Origin of the sequence: Rhodococcus erythropolis R138, from assembly GCF_000696675.2 — a bacterium.
GTDB lineage: Bacteria > Actinomycetota > Actinomycetes > Mycobacteriales > Mycobacteriaceae > Rhodococcus_F > Rhodococcus_F erythropolis.
The window spans coordinates 3,999,623-4,020,715 of the sequence record NZ_CP007255.1 but is presented as its reverse complement, the minus strand read 5'-3'; the positions used below and the strand labels follow the sequence as shown (position 1 = coordinate 4,020,715).

Annotated in this window: 20 protein-coding genes; 11 read left to right on the top strand and 9 right to left on the bottom strand. The window is 62.7% G+C overall.

Features of this window, described 5'->3' with window-relative positions:
• The first annotated feature begins 51 nt into the window (after positions 1–51).
• From yajC to H351_RS18295, 6 genes are all read left to right on the top strand, one after another.
• Positions 52–399, top strand: coding sequence for a preprotein translocase subunit YajC (gene yajC, locus H351_RS18320; RefSeq protein ID WP_019748301.1), 348 nt, complete (start codon positions 52–54; stop codon positions 397–399).
• 220 nt (positions 400–619) lie between these two features.
• Positions 620–2,341 carry a protein translocase subunit SecD gene (gene secD, locus H351_RS18315; RefSeq protein WP_029255288.1) on the top strand — a complete coding sequence of 574 codons (1,722 nt, stop codon included), beginning with the start codon at positions 620–622 and terminating at the stop codon, positions 2,339–2,341.
• Positions 2,338–3,561: a protein translocase subunit SecF gene (gene secF, locus H351_RS18310; RefSeq protein WP_020907642.1), complete on the top strand. Its 1,224-nt coding sequence runs from the start codon at positions 2,338–2,340 to the stop codon at positions 3,559–3,561. The genes secD and secF overlap by 4 nt, the downstream gene beginning before the upstream one ends.
• 2 nt (positions 3,562–3,563) lie before the next feature.
• A complete protein-coding gene (locus H351_RS18305; RefSeq protein ID WP_019748304.1) occupies positions 3,564–5,294 on the top strand; it encodes an ABC transporter substrate-binding protein in 1,731 nt (576 codons plus the stop codon).
• Positions 5,291–5,869: an adenine phosphoribosyltransferase gene (locus H351_RS18300; protein ID WP_019748305.1), complete on the top strand. Its 579-nt coding sequence runs from the start codon at positions 5,291–5,293 to the stop codon at positions 5,867–5,869. The genes H351_RS18305 and H351_RS18300 overlap by 4 nt, the downstream gene beginning before the upstream one ends.
• Before the next feature lie 98 nt (positions 5,870–5,967).
• Positions 5,968–8,379 (top strand): RelA/SpoT family protein, encoded by a 2,412-nt coding sequence (locus H351_RS18295; RefSeq protein WP_029255290.1) that lies wholly within the window; start codon positions 5,968–5,970, stop codon positions 8,377–8,379.
• 52 nt (positions 8,380–8,431) lie between these two features.
• On the opposite strand, the gene H351_RS18290 is transcribed toward H351_RS18295, so the two are convergent.
• Both H351_RS18290 and H351_RS18285 read right to left on the bottom strand, forming a co-directional pair.
• Entirely contained in the window at positions 8,432–9,244 is an 813-nt protein-coding gene (locus H351_RS18290) for a peptidylprolyl isomerase (protein WP_019748307.1), read from the bottom strand.
• Positions 9,244–10,125, bottom strand: coding sequence for a peptidylprolyl isomerase (locus H351_RS18285; protein WP_029255291.1), 882 nt, complete (start codon positions 10,123–10,125; stop codon positions 9,244–9,246). The genes H351_RS18290 and H351_RS18285 overlap by 1 nt, the downstream gene beginning before the upstream one ends.
• 194 nt (positions 10,126–10,319) lie before the next feature.
• Here H351_RS18285 and H351_RS18280 point away from each other — a divergent pair, with 194 nt between their 5' ends.
• From H351_RS18280 to H351_RS18265, 4 genes are all read left to right on the top strand, one after another.
• Positions 10,320–11,000 carry an MBL fold metallo-hydrolase gene (locus tag H351_RS18280; RefSeq protein ID WP_021344166.1) on the top strand — a complete coding sequence of 227 codons (681 nt, stop codon included), beginning with the start codon at positions 10,320–10,322 and terminating at the stop codon, positions 10,998–11,000.
• A gap of 15 nt (positions 11,001–11,015) precedes the next feature.
• Entirely contained in the window at positions 11,016–12,287 is a 1,272-nt protein-coding gene (hisS, locus tag H351_RS18275; protein WP_019748310.1) for a histidine--tRNA ligase, read from the top strand.
• Positions 12,277–12,906, top strand: coding sequence for a hypothetical protein (locus H351_RS18270; protein ID WP_020969537.1), 630 nt, complete (start codon positions 12,277–12,279; stop codon positions 12,904–12,906). Before hisS ends, H351_RS18270 begins: the two co-directional genes overlap by 11 nt.
• A gap of 66 nt (positions 12,907–12,972) precedes the next feature.
• Entirely contained in the window at positions 12,973–13,962 is a 990-nt protein-coding gene (locus tag H351_RS18265; RefSeq protein WP_019748312.1) for a malate dehydrogenase, read from the top strand.
• Between the two features lie 33 nt (positions 13,963–13,995).
• On the opposite strand, the gene H351_RS18260 is transcribed toward H351_RS18265, so the two are convergent.
• Both H351_RS18260 and H351_RS18255 read right to left on the bottom strand, forming a co-directional pair.
• Entirely contained in the window at positions 13,996–15,303 is a 1,308-nt protein-coding gene (locus H351_RS18260; RefSeq protein WP_244891370.1) for a hypothetical protein, read from the bottom strand.
• On the bottom strand, positions 15,300–15,629 hold the full coding sequence (locus tag H351_RS18255) for a type VII secretion target (RefSeq protein WP_029255293.1): 330 nt from the start codon (positions 15,627–15,629) through the stop codon (positions 15,300–15,302). Before H351_RS18255 ends, H351_RS18260 begins: the two co-directional genes overlap by 4 nt.
• A 173-nt stretch (positions 15,630–15,802) precedes the next feature.
• Between H351_RS18255 and otsB the strand changes: the two genes are divergently transcribed.
• Positions 15,803–16,591 carry a trehalose-phosphatase gene (otsB, locus tag H351_RS18250; RefSeq protein ID WP_019748315.1) on the top strand — a complete coding sequence of 263 codons (789 nt, stop codon included), beginning with the start codon at positions 15,803–15,805 and terminating at the stop codon, positions 16,589–16,591.
• A gap of 9 nt (positions 16,592–16,600) precedes the next feature.
• On the opposite strand, the gene H351_RS18245 is transcribed toward otsB, so the two are convergent.
• From H351_RS18245 to H351_RS32575, 5 genes are all read right to left on the bottom strand, one after another.
• The gene (locus H351_RS18245; RefSeq protein ID WP_029255295.1) at positions 16,601–17,401 is read right to left on the bottom strand and encodes an alpha/beta fold hydrolase; all 801 of its coding nucleotides are present in this window, start codon (positions 17,399–17,401) and stop codon (positions 16,601–16,603) included.
• Positions 17,402–17,534: 133 nt separating this feature from the next.
• Positions 17,535–18,326 carry an ABC-2 transporter permease gene (locus tag H351_RS18240; protein ID WP_029255296.1) on the bottom strand — a complete coding sequence of 264 codons (792 nt, stop codon included), beginning with the start codon at positions 18,324–18,326 and terminating at the stop codon, positions 17,535–17,537.
• Entirely contained in the window at positions 18,326–19,300 is a 975-nt protein-coding gene (locus H351_RS18235) for an ABC transporter ATP-binding protein (RefSeq protein ID WP_021332944.1), read from the bottom strand. The genes H351_RS18240 and H351_RS18235 overlap by 1 nt, the downstream gene beginning before the upstream one ends.
• An 80-nt stretch (positions 19,301–19,380) precedes the next feature.
• Positions 19,381–20,436, bottom strand: coding sequence for a BUD32 family EKC/KEOPS complex subunit (locus tag H351_RS18230; RefSeq protein WP_029255298.1), 1,056 nt, complete (start codon positions 20,434–20,436; stop codon positions 19,381–19,383).
• Positions 20,433–20,936, bottom strand: coding sequence for a nuclear transport factor 2-like protein (locus tag H351_RS32575; RefSeq protein ID WP_230091149.1), 504 nt, complete (start codon positions 20,934–20,936; stop codon positions 20,433–20,435). Before H351_RS32575 ends, H351_RS18230 begins: the two co-directional genes overlap by 4 nt.
• Between the last annotated feature and the right edge of the window lie 157 nt (positions 20,937–21,093).

Sequence of the window (21,093 nt, the reverse complement as noted above, 5' to 3'; positions counted from 1 at the left end):
CCGGGACCATCGCGGCGTAAAACGTGCAACACAACCGAGGTTGATCAACACATGTCGAGTTTGCTTTTCCCACTCTTGATCCTCGCACTGCTGGTGCCCATGTTCCTGGGCATGCGCAAGCAGAAGAAGGCTTTGGCTGCCACTTCCGAGATGCAGGACTCGCTGCAGGTCGGCGATCGAGTGCAGACCACGGCCGGGCTCTATGCCACGATTGCTTCTCTGGACGACGACACCGTGGACCTCGAGATCGCCGACGGTGTCATCACCACCTGGTCGCGTCTGGTCATCCGTGAGCGCGTTGTCGAGACGACCGAAACCGACGAGTACGACGACGACTCGGTTTCCGAGATCGAAGAATCAGCTGCTGACACCGAAATCCGGCTCACCAAGGAGTCCTGACTTCGTCGACCTGGCACGTGTTCTAGAGTTGTGAACTCGGACACACGTCCAGATCGGTTGGTCTGTAGTAGTTCTTTCATCGGAGTAGTTCTTTCACCAGCAGCTCAGTTCATCCCGTTGATCAATCGTTGCAGTTCGAACGCCGCAGCTCGGGTGGTCGTCGACCGCCCGAGCCCTGCATTTACTGAAGCTCTGCACCTACTGAGGAGACTTAAAGATCGTGGCACCTTCCACCGGAACGGTGCATCCGGTCCGCTACCTGGCCCTTTTCGGGGTCCTGGTGGTGGCACTGTATGCCCTGGTGTTCTTCACTGGAGACAAGTCGGCCACGCCGAAACTCGGCATCGACCTGCAGGGTGGAACGCGCGTCACGTTGACCGCTCGTACCCCGGACGGCAGCGCTCCCAGTCAGGACAGTCTCAAGCAGGCTCAGGAAATCATCGAGACCCGCGTCAACGGTCTCGGCGTTTCCGGCTCCGAGGTCGTCGTCGACGGTGACAACCTCGTCATCACCGTTCCCGGCGACGACAGTGCGCAGGCTCGCTCGCTCGGCCAGACCGCCCGTCTGTACATCCGCCCGGTGACGGGTTCGATCGACGTCGCCACCCGTGACGCGAACCGGACAGCTACCCCAGAGGTGCCAGCGGCTGAAACTCCGGCCACTGATGCTCCGGCTCCCGAGGCGCCGGCCGACGGGACCCAGACGCCGCAGAACCGCCCGTTCCTGGCTCAGGACCCGACCACTCCGGAGGCAACCCCTGCGCCGGAGACGACAACACCGGCTCCCCCCGTGGACGCATCGAGTGACGGCACCGACGAAGGCGACGCAGCAGCAGCGGAAATCGCCGCAGCGCGCGCCCTCCGACAGAGCAGCGATCCGACGGTGCAGCAGCAAGCAGTGGCGAACCTCGACTGCTCCGTCGCGGATCCGCTCCGTGGAAACGACGACCCGACTCTTCCGCTGGTTGCGTGCTCGCAAGACGGACTGAACATCTATCTTCTCGGTCCTTCGATCATCGACGGCCAGGAGATTGCCGACGCGTCTTCGGTCTTCAACTCGCAGCAGTCGCGCCACGAGATCAGCCTCTCGTTCAAGACGACCGGCAGCAACACCTGGGCCGAGTTCACCTCAGCCAACATCGGCAAGCAGGCAGCGTTCACGCTCGACTCGAAGGTCGTCAGCGCCCCCACGATTCAAGGTGCAACGCCTGCGGGTAGCGCGACCTCGATCACGGGCAGTTTCACTGCGGAGAGCGCCAAAGAACTTGCCAACACTCTGAAGTACGGTTCGCTTCCGCTCTCGTTCGCAGCCTCCGAGGCCGAGACGGTCTCGGCAACGCTCGGCCTGGCCTCACTTCAGGCGGCATTGATTGCCGGCGCGGTCGGTCTCGTTCTCGTTCTGCTGTACTGCCTCGTCTACTACCGGATGCTCGGCGTCCTGACGGCGTTGTCGCTGATCCTCTCCGGAGTCATGGTCTACGCGATCATGGTTCTGCTCGGTAGATACATCGGCTTCACACTCGACTTGGCCGGCATGGCTGGTCTGATCATCGGTATCGGTATGACCGCCGACTCGTTCGTCGTGTTCTTCGAACGCATCAAGGACGAAATGCGTGAGGGCCGTAGCTTCCGCTCCGCGGTGCCACGCGGTTGGGCGCGAGCGCGCCGAACAATTCTGTCCGGCAACGCGGTGAGCTTCATCGCGGCTGCAGTTCTGTACGTGCTGGCGGTCGGACAGGTGCGAGGCTTCGCCTTCACCTTGGGTCTGACCACCATTCTCGACGTGATTGTCGTGTTCCTCGTGACGTGGCCACTGGTCAGCATGGCGTCCCGTTCGGCGTTCTGGTCCAAGCCCAGCGTAAACGGTCTCGGCGCAGTGCAAGAGGTTGCCCGCGAACGTAAGGTTGCCGCCGCTGCGTCGGCTAAGGAGACACGAGCATGAGCGAGTCCAACAACTCCCCGGTGGGGTCCAACAACAGTTCCTCGGCCGAGTCCGCCGATGCCGCAGCCCGGTCGGAGATCACCGACTCCGGCGTCGATCAGGGCGCGATGCCCAAGCACAGTTGGCTCTCGCGGCTGTACACGGGAACGGGTGCGTTCGAGGTCGTCGGCAGGCGTCGTTTCTACTACGGACTGACCGGCGCTCTGGTCGCCATTGCGCTGCTCAGCATCATCCTGCGCGGCTTCACCTTCGGTATCGATTTCGAGGGCGGATCGCGCATTCAGTTCCCGGCCGAGGGTGGAGTCGAGACGTCGGAGGTGGAAACCGTCTACTCCGACACACTCGGGTTCGAGCCGGTCAGCGTGCAGACGGTCGGCTCGGGTGCCAGCGCCACCGTACAGATTCGGTCGGAGACGTTGAACGCGACGCAGATCAACGATCTGCAGTCGGCGCTCTTCGACGAGTTCCAGCCCAAGGACAAGAACGGGAACCCGTCGGCGCAGGCCATCAGTTTTGCGGACGTGAGTGAAACCTGGGGCGGCCAGATCACCAAGAAGGCGCTGATCGCGCTGATTGTGTTCCTGGTGATCGTGAGTATCTACATCGCCATCCGCTTCGAGCGGGACATGGCGGTAGCCGCGATTGTCGCGTTGTTCTTCGACATCATCGTCACTGCCGGCGTCTACTCGCTCGTCGGTTTCGAGGTGACGCCCGCGACGGTGATCGGTTTGCTCACCATTCTCGGCTTCTCGCTGTACGACACAGTGGTGGTGTTCGACAAGGTCGAAGAGAACACACGCGGTGTTCTGCATCTGACGCGCCGGACGTACGGCGAGCAGGCCAACCTCGCGGTGAATCAGACCTTGATGCGATCGATCAACACGACCGTCATCAGTGTGCTCCCGGTGATCGCTCTGATGGTTGTCGCGGTCTGGATGCTCGGCGTCGGCACGCTCAAGGACCTTGCGCTGGTTCAGCTCGTCGGCATCATCGTGGGTGCGTACTCCTCGATCTTCTTCGCGACGCCGCTCCTGGTGTCGATGAAGGAACGCTGGGGACCCGTTGCCGCGCACACTCGTAAGGTGCTCTCGCGCCGGGCTACTCTGGCCGAGAAGGGTACGCAGACGGTTGCCGTCGGCGCACCAGTTGCACGCCGTGCGCCGGTTGCTCCGCAGCCGGGTGTGCGGCCGACCGGAAAGCGAAACAAGAAGGGGCACTGAACATGCTCCCAAGAACACGCACACTGGTTCGATCGATGACGTTCGTTGCGGCCACCGCTGTGGCTGCCGGTTCGTTGGCGGCCTGCTCGGAAAGCGCCGAGCAGGTTCCGTCCATCGGATATGCCATCGACAACTCCATCTCCACGTACAACGCCAACACGACAGCTGGATCGGTGTCCGGGGCGATGGCCGCGTTCGGCCGGGTGCTTCCCGGCTTCACGTTCACCGGCCCGGCCGGAGCTCCTGTGTCGGACACCGACATCGGAACGGCGTCGGAGTTGCCCGGTGACGTGCTCACGGTCTCGTACAAGCTCAATCCGGCGTCGGTGTACTCCGACGGGATTCCGATGTCCTGTGACGATCTGGTCCTCACCTGGGCGGCGTCGAGTGGCAAGTTCACCAAAGACGTCGATGGTGCTGCGAAGCCCATGTTCGACACGGCGAACAATCTCGGTTACGCGGACATCGACCGGATCGACTGCCAGAGCGGGTCGAAGGACGCGACTGTCTTCTTCAAGCCCGGGCGATCGTTCACCGATTGGCGGTCGTTGTTCGGTGCGACTGCATTGATGCCTTCACACATCGTGACGCAGCGCGCCGGAGTCGGCGACGTGGTGAGCGCGGTGAATGCCGGTGACACCGACGCGTTGTCGAAGATCGCCGACTTCTGGAACACCGGGTGGAACCTGACTCCAGGTCAGGTGGACACCTCCGTACTGCCTTCCGCTGGTCCGTATCGAATCGACTCGTACAGCGCCGACGACGGCCTGGTGCTGGTCGCGAACGAGCGGTGGTGGGGCAACAAGCCGGCGACCGATCGCATCGTCGTCTGGCCACGTGGTGTGAATCTGACCGAGGATCTCGACAAGAACTCGATCGAGGTCGTCGACGTCGCTTCCGGGTCCGCCGGCGAGCTCGGTACTCCGTCCGGGTTCGACGTCCAACAGATTCCGTCGCGGTCGATCGAGCAGTTCGTTCTCGCGACGTCTGGTTCGCTGGGCGACGAAGCCGCCCGTCGAGCGTTCGCGCATTGTGTTCCGCGGACAACTCTGTTCGAGAAGTTCGGGCAGACGGATAACGCGCCGCAGGCTGGTCTGGGTTCCGGCGTGGTCGATTCGCGACTGATGGCGCCGGATTCACTCGTGTACAGCGACGCCGCTGCGGTCGACGGTGACCGGTACGCCAATGCCGACGTCGATGCCGCGAAGACGTCGTTGTCGGAAGCCGATCTCGACCAGTTGACCGTCCGGGTCGGGTACCTCGCACCTGACCCGGTGCGGGCGCAGATCGTCTCTGAAGCGAAAGCCGCGTGTGCTCCGGCGGGAATTACGATCGAGGACGCGAGTACCGACAGCTTCGATCCTGCGAGTCTGCAGTCCGGGGGAGTCGACGCTGTGCTTTCCGGCATGGCAGGCAAAGTCGGGGCAGGCGGAACAGCGAGCATGATCGACGCGCGCGGAGCGTTGCGATCGGGCAACGGCGCAAACCTCGGTACGTACGGAAATGCACGGATCGATCAGATCATCGATCAGTTGAACGTGGATGCGAGCACCAGTGCGCAATTGGGACTCTCGGTGGAGGCGGAGAACATCCTGTGGACCCAGGTGCCTACGATTCCACTGTTCAATCAACTACGAACTGTCGCTGTAGCTCCAGGCATGTCGGCAGTGTTGGTCAATCCGACTCGGGCCGCTACCGGCTGGAACATGGACAGATGGGTATTACGCAGATGAGCGTCTCGAATGGTGTTGCCTTGCACACGCCTGAAGAATTGATCGCAATCCACCGGGCTGCCGGAGACGCCGTTGTTCGGCTGACCCGTTGGGCGGACAACTTTCCCGGGCCCGGGGTTCGGTTCGCCGATCTGACTCCGGTGTTCGCCGACGCCGAGGGGTTCGGGGCCGTGCTCGACGCCCTTGTCGCCTGTGCTCCGGACGCCGACACGATTGCCGCCGTCGATGCTCGCGGTTTCCTGCTCGGTGCCGGTGCGGCCGCGAAGATGGGTGCCGGGGTGGTGGCCGTGCGGAAGGTCGGCAAACTGCCGCCGCCGGTACTCTCTCGTTCGTACAGCCTCGAGTACGGATCCTCGACTCTCGAGATCCCCGCAAACGGCTTCGATCTCACCGGGCGGAATGTTCTGGTGATCGACGACGTTCTGGCTACCGGAGGGACACTCGAGGCGGCTGTACAGTTGGTTGAGTTGGGTGGAGCGAACGTCGTCGGCGTCGCAGTGGTGCTCGAGATCGAGGAACTGCGCGGTCGAGATCGCTTCTTGAAGTACCCACTGACATCCCTGGTGAAGGTCTGAGTATTAAAGTTGTCTCCTGGGGGTCGAGTTAGACCTCCAGGGCAATTACCCGATGCAGGGCGGTTGCCTCAACCAACTCGGTGGTAGGAGGTGGCGACATGACGTCGAATCTTGATCGATCACAGAACTCGGGTGCAGTGTCGCAGGAGACGGGTGCAGATCCGGCTCCGGAGACGACACCATCGAAGTCCGCGGTGCCCGACGATTCGGGATCTGCGCAAACTGCCGGCAATCGGGGTGGGCAGAACCTGGCCGTGCCCGCTTCCGCCTCCCGTAGGGTGCGCGCTCGGCTTGCTCGGCGCATCACCGGTCAGCGCAACGCCACCATCCGCCCGGTGCTCGAGCCGTTGGTCAGCCTCCACCGTGAGCTGTATCCGAAGGCCGACCTCGCGCTGCTCCAGCGTGCGTACGACGTCGCCGAGGACAGACATTCGAGCCAGCGTCGCAAGTCCGGCGATCCGTACATCACGCATCCGTTGGCCGTCGCAAGCATTCTGGCCGAGTTGGGTATGGACACCACCACCCTCGTCGCAGCCCTGCTGCACGACACCGTCGAGGACACCGGGTACTCACTCGAAGAGTTGACCAAGGACTTCGGTGACGAGGTCGCTCACCTCGTCGACGGAGTCACCAAACTCGACAAGGTCGTTCTGGGCACCGCCGCCGAGGGCGAAACCATCCGCAAGATGATCATCGCGATGGCGCGGGACCCGCGCGTGCTCGTGATCAAGGTCGCGGATCGTCTGCACAACATGCGCACGATGCGATTCCTGCCGCCCGAGAAGCAGGCACGTAAGGCGCGAGAGACTCTCGAAGTCATTGCGCCACTTGCACATCGACTTGGAATGGCGACCGTCAAGTGGGAACTCGAGGACCTCTCGTTCGCCATCTTGCACCCGAAGAAGTATGACGAGATCGTTCGACTGGTCGCCGATCGCGCGCCTTCTCGTGACACCTATCTGGCCAAGGTTCGCGCCGAGATCAACTCGACTCTGTCCGCCTCGCGGATCAACGCCATCGTCGAAGGCCGGCCCAAGCATTACTGGTCGATCTATCAGAAGATGATCGTCAAGGGCCGCGATTTCGACGACATCCACGATCTGGTCGGCGTCCGCATCCTGTGTGAAGAAGTGCGTGACTGTTATGCCGCGGTCGGCGTTGTCCACTCACTGTGGCAGCCGATGGCCGGACGCTTCAAGGACTACATCGCACAGCCGCGCTACGGCGTCTACCAGTCACTGCACACCACCGTCGTGGGACCGGAAGGCAAGCCCCTGGAGGTCCAGATCCGGACCCAGGACATGCACCGGACCGCGGAGTTCGGTATCGCCGCGCACTGGCGGTACAAGGAGACCAAGGGTAAGCACGCGGGCGACATCGCCGAGGTCGACGACATGGCGTGGATGCGTCAGCTACTCGACTGGCAACGTGAAGCGGCCGATCCGGGGGAGTTCCTCGAATCGTTGCGTTACGACCTCGCGGTCAAGGAGATCTTCGTCTTCACGCCAAAGGGTGACGTGATCACGTTGCCTGCCGGATCGACTCCCGTCGATTTCGCGTATGCGGTGCACACCGAGGTCGGGCACCGATGCATCGGTGCCAGGGTCAACGGCCGGTTGGTCGCGCTGGAACGAACTCTCGAAAACGGCGAAGTGGTGGAGGTCTTCACGTCGAAGGCTGCCACCGCCGGACCGAGCCGAGATTGGCAGACGTTTGTCGTCTCGCCGCGTGCCAAGGCGAAGATCCGTCAGTGGTTCGCGAAGGAACGCCGCGAAGAGGCGCTCGAGTCCGGCAAGGATCAGATCGCGAAGGAAGTCCGCCGTGTGGGACTTCCGTTGCAGCGGTTGATGAATGCCGAATCGATGAGCACGATCGCGCATGAACTTCGCTATCCCGACGTCTCGGCGTTGTACACGGCGGTAGGCGAGAGCCAGGTGTCTGCGCACCACGTCGTGCAGCGACTGGTTGCTCATCTGGGCGGCGTCGGCGCCGTCGAGGAGGAACTGGCCGAGCGTTCGACGCCGTCGACCATGCCGGTGCGCACCCGCAGTACGGGTGACTCCGGAATTCTGGTTCCCGGAGCACCCGGCACGGTGGCAAAACTCGCAAAGTGTTGCACGCCGGTTCCGGGCGATTCGATTCTGGGCTTCGTCACGCGCGGTGGGGCGGTGAGCGTGCACCGTACCGACTGCACCAACGCCAACTCGCTCCACGATCAGTCCGAGCGAATCATCGACGTCGAATGGGCACCCTCAGCGACGTCGGTGTTCCTGGTCGCGATCCAGATCGAGGCGCTCGATCGTCATCGGTTGCTTTCCGACGTCACCAAGGCGTTGGCCGACGAGAAAGTGAACATCCTGTCGGCCTCGGTCACCACCTCAGGTGACCGAGTGGCGATCAGCAAGTTCACCTTCGAGATGGGCGACCCGAAGCACTTGGGTCATGTGCTCAACGTGGTTCGCAATGTGGAAGGCGTCTACGACGTCTACCGCGTGACCTCTGCTTCGTAAACTGCTGTGCGCCTTTATTAACCGCGGGCGGTTAATAAAGGCGCACAGTCGGTCAGGCGACTACTGCAGTCTCGATGGTGATCGGGGTGTTGGGTGCGCCGCCACCGGTTGCACCCATGCCTCCGTCGTCGCCGTCGGCTGCGATCTTCTCGATCGTCGCCAGGCCGGCGTCGTCGATCTTTCCGAAGACCGTGTAGTTGGGCGGCAAGACCGAATCCTCGTAGACGAGGAAGAACTGGCTGCCGTTGCTGCCCGGTGCACCCGAGTTGGCCATTGCGAGCGTGCCGCGGGGGTAGACGGCAGGCAAGGAGAGCGCCGGATCGTTAGCGGAGTACGCAGTGGTCGGGTACTCGTTGTCGAATCCGTAGCCCGGTCCGCCCGTGCCCTTGCCCGAGGGATCGCCGCACTGCAGGATCTGAAGACCGGGTGTGGTGACCAGTCGATGGCACGGGGTGTCGTCGAAATACTTCTGCTCGGTCAAGCTCACGATGCTGTTGACCGTGCATGGGGCTTCTGCCCGGTTCAGTTCCATCCCGATCGGGCCGGCCGTAGTCGTGAGCGCGACGTTGACGGTTCCCTCGGTGGACACGCCCGTGGAGTTCGGCGGATTGACGGTCTTTGCAGCGCCCGCCGCGCTCGGGTACGAGCAGTCGACAGTCGCCGACGCCGGAGTCGGGACAGGCGGGAGTGCGTCGAACTGTGACATGTCGAGCGGCGGCATGGCAGCCGTTGTCGTCTTCGCCTTGGAGGTACTGGACGGCGAGTCCGAGCTACCGGAATCACTGGAACAACCAGCCAGAAGCAGCGCTGCGGCGCTTGCGGCGGCAATAACTACAGGAAAGCGCATCACAGGATTACGTCGCATCAGTCGAGCCTTACTGTCTTGATGTCGGTGGTCAGATTCGGCTTGCCGTCGCCCTCTGGTGTCGATCCGCCGGCCGCGACCTTGTCCAAAGTGGCGAGACCGGTCTCGTCGATCGTGCCGAAAACCGTGTACTGCGGCGGGAGTTGTGAGTCGCCGTAGACGAGGAAGAACTGGCTGCCGTTGCTACCGGGTGCCCCGGTGTTGGCCATCGCAACCGTGCCGCGCGCGTAGGTGACGGGCTCTTGCGCTGCCGGGTCGGTGGTGGCGTACGCCGTGGTGGGGAACTCGTTGTCGAATCCGTAGCCCGGTCCGCCGGTGCCGGTGCCCGACGGGTCACCGCACTGCAGAACCTGGAGCGAGGGGCTCGTCGTCATGCGGTGGCAGGTGGTGTCGTTGAAGTAATCCTGCTGCGCCAAGCTCACGAAGCTGTTGACCGTGCACGGAGACTTCGTTCCGTCGAGCTTGAGCCCGATGTTTCCCTGCGAGGTCTCGACGCTGATGCTCGGCGTCGCGTCCGGCGCGGTGGTGGGAATCCCGTCGGTACGCGGAGGGTTGTTGGCCTTGGACGCGGTAGCGCCGTCAGCCGGGTACGAGCAGGAAACCGTGTCGGCCAGCGGCGTCGACAGACCGGCCGGCATTGCACCCGCAGTCTGTGGCGTGAGGCTCGAATCGTCGGCAGCAGTGTTGGTGGTGTTCGCGTCGTCGTCACTGCGATTGCTGAACCAGATGAGTCCACCGACGACGCCGACTACGACGACCACGCCGAGCGCAGTTCCGGCTATCGTCATCTGCTTGCGCTTGCGGGCACGTTCTGCGCGACGTTCGAGCTGACGCTCGAGCTTGCGTTTCGCCGCCTCGCGGCGTTGCTCGTTACTCGGCACTGCTGTAGTCCTCCGTATCGCGGGTGGATCGTGGTCGGCCCACCGAGCGACACCCTGGGGTCGGCTTCGGCAAGCGGCTCTACTCGTCGTCAGAGTCTCCCATTGCAACCTGAGAACTTACTGGCGGGGCAGCAGCTTAGGCTGTAACCGACAGCGTGTTGTTCGTTTCCACCCTTCGAAGAGGAGTTGCCCCCGTGCTCGTCACTGGTTTTCCGGCCGGGATGTTCCAAACCAACTGCTACATACTCGCTCAGGACGACGCGTGCGAATGCGTAGTCGTCGATCCGGGTCAGGATGCAGCCGAGCCGCTCTTCGAATATCTCGACTCCAAGGACATGTCGGTCAATGCAGTACTTCTGACCCACGGTCACCTCGATCATGTGTGGTCGGCCCGCGAGGTCTGTGAGCGGTACTCCGTGCCCGCCTACATCCATCCCGAGGATCGCTACATGCTCAGCGATCCGGCACGGGGGATCGGCCCGACGATGAAGGAATTCATTCAGGGCATGACGTTCGTGGAGCCGGACGAGGTGATCGAACTGAGCGACGGAGACAAGATCACCGAGGCCGGAATGACGTTCGTGGTGGACCACACGCCCGGGCACACGCAGGGATCGGTGGTGTTCCGCACCCAGGCGAACACCGAGAGCGGGCCCGTGGACTTGGCGTTCACAGGTGACACCCTGTTCCAGGGTTCCATCGGGCGCAGCGACCTGCCAGGCGGAAATCACGAGCAGTTGCTCGCTTCGATCGCCCGGAAGCTACTGGTACTCGGTGACGAGACCGTGGTCCTGCCCGGGCACGGTGGCAACAGTTCGATCGGCGCCGAGCGAAGCTCGAACCCGTTTCTCGTTGGACTCAGCGCACAAGAATAAGGAAAAGTACCTCTCGTGAGTAAAGCCAGCACCTTCTCTGCACCCAAGGGAATTCCGGACTACGTTCCGCCGCAGTCAGCCGAATTCGTCGCCGTTCGTGACGGTTTGACGCGCGCCGCCAGGTTGGCCGGGTATGGCCACATCGAATTGCCGATCTTCGAGGACACCGGCCTGTTCGCGCGCGGTGTCGGTGAGTCGACCGACGTCGTCAGCAAAGAGATGTACACGTTCGCCGATCGCGGTGACCGTTCGGTGACGTTGCGTCCCGAGGGAACCGCCGGCGTCATGCGTGCCGTCATCGAGCACAGCCTCGACCGTGGACAGTTGCCGGTCAAGGTCAGCTACGCGGGCCCGTTCTTCCGCTACGAGCGCCCGCAGGCCGGCCGCTACCGCCAGTTGCAGCAGGTCGGCGTCGAGGCCATCGGGATCGACGACCCCGCGCTCGACGCTGAGGTCATCGCGATCGCCGACGCCGGATTCCGGTCGTTGGGGCTCGACGGCTTCCGCCTCGAAATCACCTCTCTCGGCGATGACACCTGCCGACCGCAGTACCGCGAACTGCTGCAGGAGTTTCTCTTTGCACTCCCGCTCGACGAAGACACGCGTCGACGCGCCGAGATCAACCCGCTTCGGGTGCTCGACGACAAGCGCCCAGATGTACGTGAGATGACGGCCGGCGCACCGCTCATGCTCGATCACCTCTCGGAGAGCTGCAAGGCGCACTTCGACGAGGTACTAGCGCACCTCGACGCCTTGGGAGTTCCCTACGTCGTCAACCCGCGCATGGTCCGCGGCCTCGACTACTACACCAAGACGACCTTCGAATTCGTGCACGACGGACTGGGCGCGCAGTCCGGAATCGGTGGTGGTGGTCGTTACGACGGACTGATGGAACAGCTGGGCGGACAGCCGCTCTCGGGGATCGGGTTCGGAATCGGCGTCGACCGCACGGTTCTCGCGCTCGAGGCCGAGGGTAAGTCGGTTGCGCCGCCGGCACGTGTCGACGTCTTCTGTGTACCGATGGGAGCCGAGGCGAAGGCGGCACTGGTGAAGATCGCACACCAGTTGCGTGCCAATGGGATTCGCGTCGACCTGGCGTACGGAAATCGTGGCGTCAAGGGCTCGATGAAAGCGGCCGATCGCTCGGGTGCCGCAGTCGCCTTGGTTCTCGGCGAGCGCGAGCTCGAAGAGGGCGTTGTCGTTGTCAAACAATTGGCGACGGGTGAGCAGGAGACGGTGCCGCTCGACCAAGTTGTCGACAAGCTCGGGGATCTCGTTGAGCACTGAGGCTGAACCGGTTTCGCTCGATCTGGTTCCCGTGGCGTTGATCGCGCCGCGGCTGAAGAAGTTCGCCGTTGTTGTGGTGGTCTTCGGTGTGGTCGTCGGGTTGATCGTCAGTGTGTTCTCGACGGTGACGGTCGGAGTGATCGTCGGTGCCGTCATCGCGGTTCCGACGTCACTGGCGATTCTGATGACGCTGCGCCGACATATCACCTTGTATGGCAACAGGATTCGAGCACAAGCTGGTTTTCGCACCAACGACGTCGACGTGGCCGAGGTGCTCACGGCGGCGTTGACGGTGCGATCCGGCCGGATCAGCGAGGTCAGCCTGACACTCGGTGACGGTCGGTCCACCGTGCGAATACCGCTGGCGCTCTACACGGCAGGGGGCGGGCGCGAGTTGGAGATCCTTGCACTCCGCAAGCTCGCCGACGCCCTGGCGGCCAGTGAGTTGGTACCGGCTGCCGCGTTGTCCTCGGTGCTGATCGAACAGTTGCGTGCCGAAGCCCGCGGCGCCGGACTGGCCGAGCGTCCGCTCTACCGCGCCGTCGAACTCGTGACGGCGGAGGGACGAGTGCCGAGAACCACACTGACAGACCACGAAGTGGCCGGATTACTCGACTAGCGTGGAAACCGTTCTTACAGCGTTGTAGAACGGACAGTCGTGAAAACGGCAGGTGAGGAGTCGGCAATGAGTATTGCGCCCGTAACCGTCACGGTGACCGGAGCGTCGGGTCAGATCGCCTACGGCATGCTTTTCCGCATAGCTGCGGGGGAGATGCTCGGCGCTGACGTACCGATCAAACTTCGACTGCTCGAGATTCCCGCCGCCGTGTCCGCTGCCGAAGGCGTCGCGATGGAGCTCGAAGACGGCGCATTTCCCTTGCTGAGCTCCATCGACATCACCGACGATCCCGATGTCGCCTTCTCCGGCGCGAACGTCGGGATGCTGGTCGGTGCACGTCCGCGGAGCAAGGGGATGGAGCGCGCCGACTTGCTGAGCGCGAACGGCGCTATTTTCACAGCGCATGGGAAGGCGATCAACAACAACGCAGCCTCGGACGTCAAGGTGCTGGTCGTCGGAAACCCGGCCAACACCAACGCTCTCATCGCGATGAACAACGCGCCGGATGTACCCGATACTCGGTTCAGTGCGCTGACGCGCCTCGACCACAACCGAGCGATTGCGCAGGTGGTGAAGAAGACCGGCGTTCGTGCGTCGTCGGTGCGCAAGGTGTCCGTCTGGGGAAACCATTCGGCGACGCAGTACCCGGACCTGTCCCACGCGACCGTCGCGGGTGAGCCTGCGCTCGCGGTGATCAACGACCGAGACTGGGTGGAGAACGATTTCATCCCGACTGTGCAGGTACGAGGCACCGCCATCATTGCTGCGCGTGGATCGTCCTCTGCGGCAAGTGCGGCCAGCGCGTCGATCGACCACGTCCGTGACTGGGTGATCGGAACGGCCGAAGACGACTGGGTATCCATGGCCGTCTGTTCGGACGGTTCCTACGGGGTGCCCGAAGGATTGATCTCGTCCTTCCCGGTGACCTGTGCCGATGGTGAATTCGCTATCGTTCCGGATCTCGCGATCGACGACTTCTCACGCGAACGGATTGACCTGTCCGTCAGCGAATTGGAGCAGGAGCGTGCGGCGGTACGGGAGTTGGGCTTCGTTTGAGGTTGTAATGCCGCCCCGGCCGGGGAGTCCCGATCAGAGATCTCGGAACAGGTACTGATCGGGATTCTCGGCACCGAGCACGGGCGGTGACACCATCGGTAGATCGTCGACCATCGAGTTTTCGTCACCGGCGCTGACGAGATACCCCGGAGTCGTGCGTGACGACTCGTCGTCCCGCGTTCCGCGAGGACCGCCGCCCATCATGCCGCCCGGCGATATGCCGCTACTGCCGACCGCCGAAGATGGTGCACCCAGGCCGGGCGTTGCTACCGGAACCGGTTGAACTGCAGCAACTCCCGCTGCACCTCTCATCGTTCCACCGGTAGTGCCGCTTCCACCCACCCATGCTCCGCCGGAGCTCGCTGTCGCACTGGGCGACGGCGACCCGCCGGCTGCGAGTGACGTCGACGAATTGCCTGCGCCCCACAGCTTGTCGACGCCGGTCGGAAGTCCGGCGCCTGCCTGCGCTGCCGAGGTCCGAACGGCGTCGGCGCCTGAGTGGGTGGAGAACGGTGCGTCGCCGGCATCGGTCGATCCAGACAGCGGCGATCCAGACAGCGGCGATGCCGACACGGCTGATGCCGCCAGAGGTTGGGCGATCTGACGGGCGGCGTCGGCGAGCGCCTCCGGAGTGGCAAGGTTGGCGAGAGCCTCACCGATCGGTGGAGTCGGCACGGGGATCGACCCGGCAAGGGCGTTCATGGCAGCGGTGTGCCCGAGCATTTCCCCGCGAGTCTGTGTCACCGCCGCGACGGCTGCCTGCATGTGTTCGGCTGCGGAGGCAATCAGCATCGCCTGTCCTGGTGGTGTCCACGCGATCGGTGCAGCAGCTGCAACCGTGGTCGCGAAGGACTGCGCGATCGCCGCGAGATTCGCGTTGCCTCGCTGCACCGATTCCGCGGCGGCAGCAGCGGTTTTCGATATCGCGGTTCCGCGTTCGCTCAATTCTGCGCCGCTGTTCTGGGCGGATCGCGACAGTTCGGTCGCGGCTTCGCTGCCGGTGCTGTTCCAGGTCTGGCCCACCTCGGCGACCGCGCTTTGGGACAGTCCCATGGCTTGGTCGATGAGAGTGGACGCCTGGTTGAAGATGCCGACGGGATCGATGCCGGCAAAAGTGCCGGTGCCGAGGCTCTTCCCGAGTTCGATCAACGGCGCGAACAGATCTTCGATTCCGGGTAATGCCGGAACCGGTATGCCGGCGAGCATCGATTCGACCGTGTTGTTCGGCAATGCCGGGGCCGGAGCACCACCTTGAAGGAATTCGAGGACCGTCGTCGAGTCGTCTTCGGTGTTCATGCGATCGGTCTCGATGCGATCGCTGTTCACGCGATCGCTGTTCACGCGGTCACGTCCGTCGATCCAGCGATGCCGGCCAGATCTGACGCGGTTGAAAGATCTGTGGTGTCGTAGGCCTGAGCGGCTGCACTCGCCGTTGCTGCGTTGCCGGCGTAGAAGGTCGCCAGTGCTGCAACATCTTTGGTGTGAGTTGCCTGGGCGCGCGCGAATGCCGCGAGAAACTCGATGCCGACAGGACCGACGGCTGGTGCGACTGCCGCGATGTTGGCGCCCAGATCGACGGCGGCGGCCTGCGCGATGTGTCCTGCAGCTTCGGCCGACGTCGAGCCGTACCTTCGGATGTCGTCAGTGACGACAGTCAATTCGCTCATCATTACCCCCCAGTTGGTAAGCGTCGTGAGAACTGTATCGGAGAGAAGCGGCGCCGGAGGGGAGTGGACACGGCTCACCCTGCGCTTTCCGGACAACCTGGACGAAGTGGCAGAGATTACATTCTGATCCGGTGTTGGTATTGCGGGTGCGATCGATTTGGCACACTCGAACCATGCGAACCGCTTCGGACGTCATCCTCCGACTCACGTCCGATCCAGCTCGCTGTGGACTGGTGATGGATTTCGACGGTGTGCTTGCACCTATCGTCGACGATCCGTCGGCCAGTGCGCTCCTGCCCGGTGCCGAGGAGGTGCTCGCGACTTTGTCGAGGCACTTCGGCGTGGTGGGCTTGCTCTCGGGACGGCCGGCGTCGTTCTTGCGAGAACGACTGAGTCTGGATTCGGTTGTTCTCATGGGTTCCTACGGCGTCGAGACCTGGACGGAGAACGGAATCGAAGTGCTTCCGGCCGTCGCTGCGTTCAGTGATGCCGTCGCCGAAGCAGAAGCCGAACTGCGTCGCCTGTTCGACTCTCAGTCAGTTCCTGGCATCCACGTCGAGAGCAAAGGCCTTGCGGTGGCTGTGCATTGGCGTCGGGCCGCGGATCGAGCGGTCGCGCAGCGCCTGGTGGAAGCAGCGACGACAGAAATCGCGAGCCGGACCGGGTTGCGGCGTGAGCCCGGCAAGTTGGTCGAAGAATTGCGTCCACCCGTTGAGGAGGACAAGGGGACAGGCCTTCTTCGCGCGATCGCCACCGCAGGCGTCGACGTCGTCGCGTACGCGGGCGACGACCGTGGTGACCTACCTGCCTTTGCTGCTGTCCTTGCCTCGGGTGGAGAAGCGTTGGTGGTCAAGGGCGATGACATTGCACCGGAAGTGGCTGCTGTCGACGGCGTCCAGTTCGACGGCCCGCCGGCATTCCTCGATTGGATGAAAGAGCTTGCCGCGCACCTGGAACGCTGACACGTGAGGTCAGTCTGCCAAGAACTCGACCAGCGCGCGGTTGACCTCTTCCGGATTGTCCTGTGTGCATTGATGTCCGACGCCGGTGATCACCACCCGGCGAATCAGGTCCGGTAGTTGATCGCTCAGGGCGTCGTAGATTCGATCGAGTTGGCGCGGCATGTCGACCTCTCCCCGCATCAGGAGGGTCTCCTTTCGGGGTGCCGTATCCACCGGGCAGAGTGACGCGAACCCGCTTGTTCCCAGATCCAGCCAGGTCTGCCGTCCGGCGGCCAGCATGCAGTCTGCAACGTATCTGCGAGTTGCGGGATTTCGACTCGACCACCGGCCACTGTAAAAGGCAAAGGGACCCCACGGAATCCGTCGATACAAATGCGTGCCGATTTTGATCGCCGAGGCAGCGGCTCCACTCATTTCCCGGTGCTGGCCAGGGCTGCCGATCATGACGAGCTTGTCTACTCGATCCGCATGACGATGGGTGAACTCCTGCGCGATGTTTCCGCCGAACGAGTGTCCGACGATGCTTGCGCGATCGATTCCGAGCGAGTCGAGCATGACCTTCACGTCGTCGATCACAGTGTCGAGAGTGGCGCGGTGGCCTTCCTCGAGAATCGACAGCCCTTGACCGCGTAGGTCGGGCAGCACCAGGGAATAGGCGCCCGCGAGTTCCGCGACCTGGTTGTCGAACATTCGATGATCAACTCCGGCGCCATGCAGGAAGACCACGCATTTCCGATCGAGCGCCGGCGTGCGCCACACACGCATTTCGGTGCCCGGAGTGGAAATAGTCTGGGTTGTCAGAGTCTGCATCGCTGTCCGTTGCCTCAGTTCGTTGCCGAATCAGATAGAAGTGAGCCTATCCTAAGTTCTGTGAACCGCGGTTGTGGCAACAAGAAACTGGCCGCACCGGAACATCTCCGGTACGGCCAGTCTTGGTGTTAGGTCAGGCGTCGCGCTTGTTGACGACGGCGATGCTGATTCCGAAAACCACCAGCACAAATGCTGCGAAGTAGAACAGGCTTCCCCAAGGGCCCCAATGGAAATTGGTGCTCGAACCCGAAGAGAGGAAGTGGTCGGCGTTGGCGAACGGGAGGAACGGTGTGACGTTCCTACCGAAGGATCCGAACATGCCGAACAGGCTCTCGATGAGCAGCGGCCAGAGCAGGAGCAATGCAATAGCACCGGCAGATTGCCGCAGGAGTGCTCCGACGGCGATGGCAAGGACAACGCAGAGGAAGGCGAAGATCGGTACGCCGTAGACGGCGCGCCAGGCATCGGCGTTGTCGAGTGCCAGATTGGTGGAACCTTCAGAGCCTGCAGCAGCTTTGGTGATGAATACCGCGCCGAGCATGAGAACGAAGGACAGCGCCGCGCCGAAGGCGCCGATCAGGCAGGCTTTGGCGATCAGGACCGAAGCCCGGCTCGGGATGGCCTGGAAGGTGGTGCGGATGATGCCGAAGCGGTATTCGCTGGTAATCGCGAGGGCCGCCATGATCATCAGGACCATGACGCCGAAGCCGGAAACTCCCAGTCCCGCTTCATTGAACGTGGGGAGGAACTTCTCGAAATCAGGAGTTCCTGATGCGGCTTCGTCGTTGTACGCCTGGATGCTCGAACTCGACGAACGCCCGATCATCCAGGCGACGCCCAACCCTAGGACGATGATTGTGATCGTGCACCACAGCGGCGACTTGGTCGTGGTGATCTTGATACGTTCTGCACTGAGAACAGCCATTACAGTGCACCTCCCATAGCGTGCTGTGTGTTTGTGTGGTGGGCTCCGGCACCCGGATCGATACCGGATGCGTGGTACTGGACATCGTCTCCGGTCAACTTCATGAACGCGTCCTCGAGCGACCCCTGCACAGACGCCAACTCGTGCAACACGATTCCCTGCGAACCAGCCAGACCCCCGATCACATCAGTGGTCGAATCCACCACCACCAACACCGGCTCCGATCCTGAATGCTCCTCGCGGACAGTCAGTCCGTGGGCAGTCAATGCGGCATGGAGAGCGTCCAATTGTGGGCTGCGCACGCGCACCGTCGACTCCGACGAGCGATCCACGAACTCCGCGACCGTCGAATCCGAAATCAACCGTCCCCGACCGATCACCACCAACTGCTCCGCCGTCAATGCCATCTCCGAGAGAAGGTGACTCGACACCAGCACCGTGCGGCCCTCGGCCGCCAACCGCTGCATGAACTTACGAATCCAGACGATGCCCTCCGGATCGAGACCGTTGACCGGCTCGTCGAACAACAACACCTTCGGATCACCCAACAACGCACCCGCCAACCCGAGACGCTGCGACATACCGAGCGAGAACCCGCCGGCCTTCTTGCCCGCCACCTCGGACAATCCGACCAACCCGAGCACCTCGTCGACGCGGGACTTCGGGATCCCGTTCGAAGCGGCCATCCACTGCAGATGCGCCCGCGCACTGCGATTGGGATGCACCCACTTCGCATCCAACAACGCGCCCACCGTCCGCAACGGCGTCTTCAACTCCCGGTACGGCTTGCCGTCGATCAACGCCGCACCCGACGTCGGCTGATCCAAACCCAGAATCATCCGCATCGTCGTCGACTTACCCGCACCGTTCGGGCCCAGAAAGCCCGTCACGATGCCCGGCTTGACCGTGAACGACAAATCGTCCACCGCTTTCGTCGGTCCGTAAACCTTGGTCAATCCCCTCAGTTCAATCATGATGAGAACTGTGCCCTACGGCGCTGACCAGCACATCGGTCCGGAGGATGACATGGACCCTGAGATGTGGAGACGGCAGTTCAGGGAAAACCCTGTCCTCGACCGGAAGTCGGAACTGCCGCGGCATGAGGGTAGGGCGCATCGAAGTCGCCGTCGAACAATCGCCAGTAGAAGTCGTTCATTCTCGCAGCGGCGGGCGCGTGCCGGGTCAAGATCGCGGCCACCTCCGGTGCCACATCACCTGGGACATGACCTGTGGCGCATCGTCGTACGTACTGGTTGCGGGCGACTGGTCCGCCGTGTTTCGGTCTCGGCACTCCGCAGACTTCGGTGACCAGCCAGTTGACCAGAAGCATGGCGGCGTAGTCGGCGTCATGGGTGGCATGGCGCCGGACGAAGTCATGTTCGGTAGTCGACAGGTCGAAGTGTTGGGATGTGGCCAGTCCGAAGTCGGTGAGGTAGATCCGCTCCATATCGGTGCGCATGTTGCCGAAATGGCCGTCCATGTGCAGCAACTGTCGATCGCGTAAGAACGCCACGATCTCCGAAAACTGTCGCTCGACTTCGGCAGCTTTGGCGGCCGGGTTGTCTTGCAGCCAATCCGAGATCGGGTGTGCGATGTACTCGCAGAACAGTACGAGGCTGCACGGCGCAGTGGCGAGTGCTTCGAGGCGGACCCGCGCTTCACTACTGGCGCAGGCGGTGGGAACGGAAGCGATGTCGGCGTGTTCGAGTGCAACCGGCGATCGACCGGGCAGCACCCGCCAGTGGTAAAGCATTGGGAACGACTGTGTTTCGCCGGCCAGAACGGCCTCGGTGACCATGACGTTCGCGGCCAGCTCTCGCCAGGCGTTGAAGCTCGGGCCCCCAATGCCGTACTGGCAGAACGTCGGCAAGTCGAAATGGTTGGAAGTAGAGCCCACGTCGGCGAGTTCCTGTTCGGTCAGTGGGATGCGTTTGGTGAAGACCGGAACGCTGTCGAACCTGTTTTCGCAGACACCGACGAGTCCTGCGGCGCCGCCCACGCCTACGCTCGAGACTCGAGCGGTGTCGACCAGTCGGGCCAGTTCGACATCGTTCCGGGAAGACAGGAATGCTGATAGTTTCCGGTGGCGGTCAATCCTGACGTCCGTCATTCCGCGACTGTGCCACAGGCTCGTCCGGCTTCGATTTCGCGGAGCCGTCTGTCGAAGTCACCGATTCTGGCGGTGTCCTCGTAGTAGTCCTCCTGCTCGACGATTCTTCCCCACTTGGTTCGAACGAGAAGCACTGTTCGATTTTGATAGATGACGGCGCCGTCCGGGCCACGGGCTCGGTCGTCGAATCGGGCGAGCAGTGTCATGCGCCAGAGCGGACCACCGAAATACGCTTCGGTGACCGCGCCTTGAAGCCCCGCGTCGACAAATTCCTGGAGAAACGTCTCGATTTGGTCCCGTCCGGCATGCACTCCTGCCCACCGATGATCACCCTCGGCGAATCTGAGCACCGCGTGGTGGTGATAGGAATTCAACAGCGGCCGGTAATTGCCGGAATTGAGTGCACGTACGTCGCGTCGGAACTTGAAGATGAGTGCTTTGCGCAGAAGTGATCGCGAGACGATCGCCGTTCCGAAGCCCGCCGCGAACCATCGTTTCATCTTCGAAGCTTGTCGTGGCATCGAATGCCCTGTCAACGAAATGCCGGGGTCTGCTGATATCTGACAGAGAATTGGATATTGACAGTGACTGTCACAATAGGTGAGACTCGCATTATCGAGAATGGCCGGATCTCGGCCGAGGCGGGAGGACGTTGCT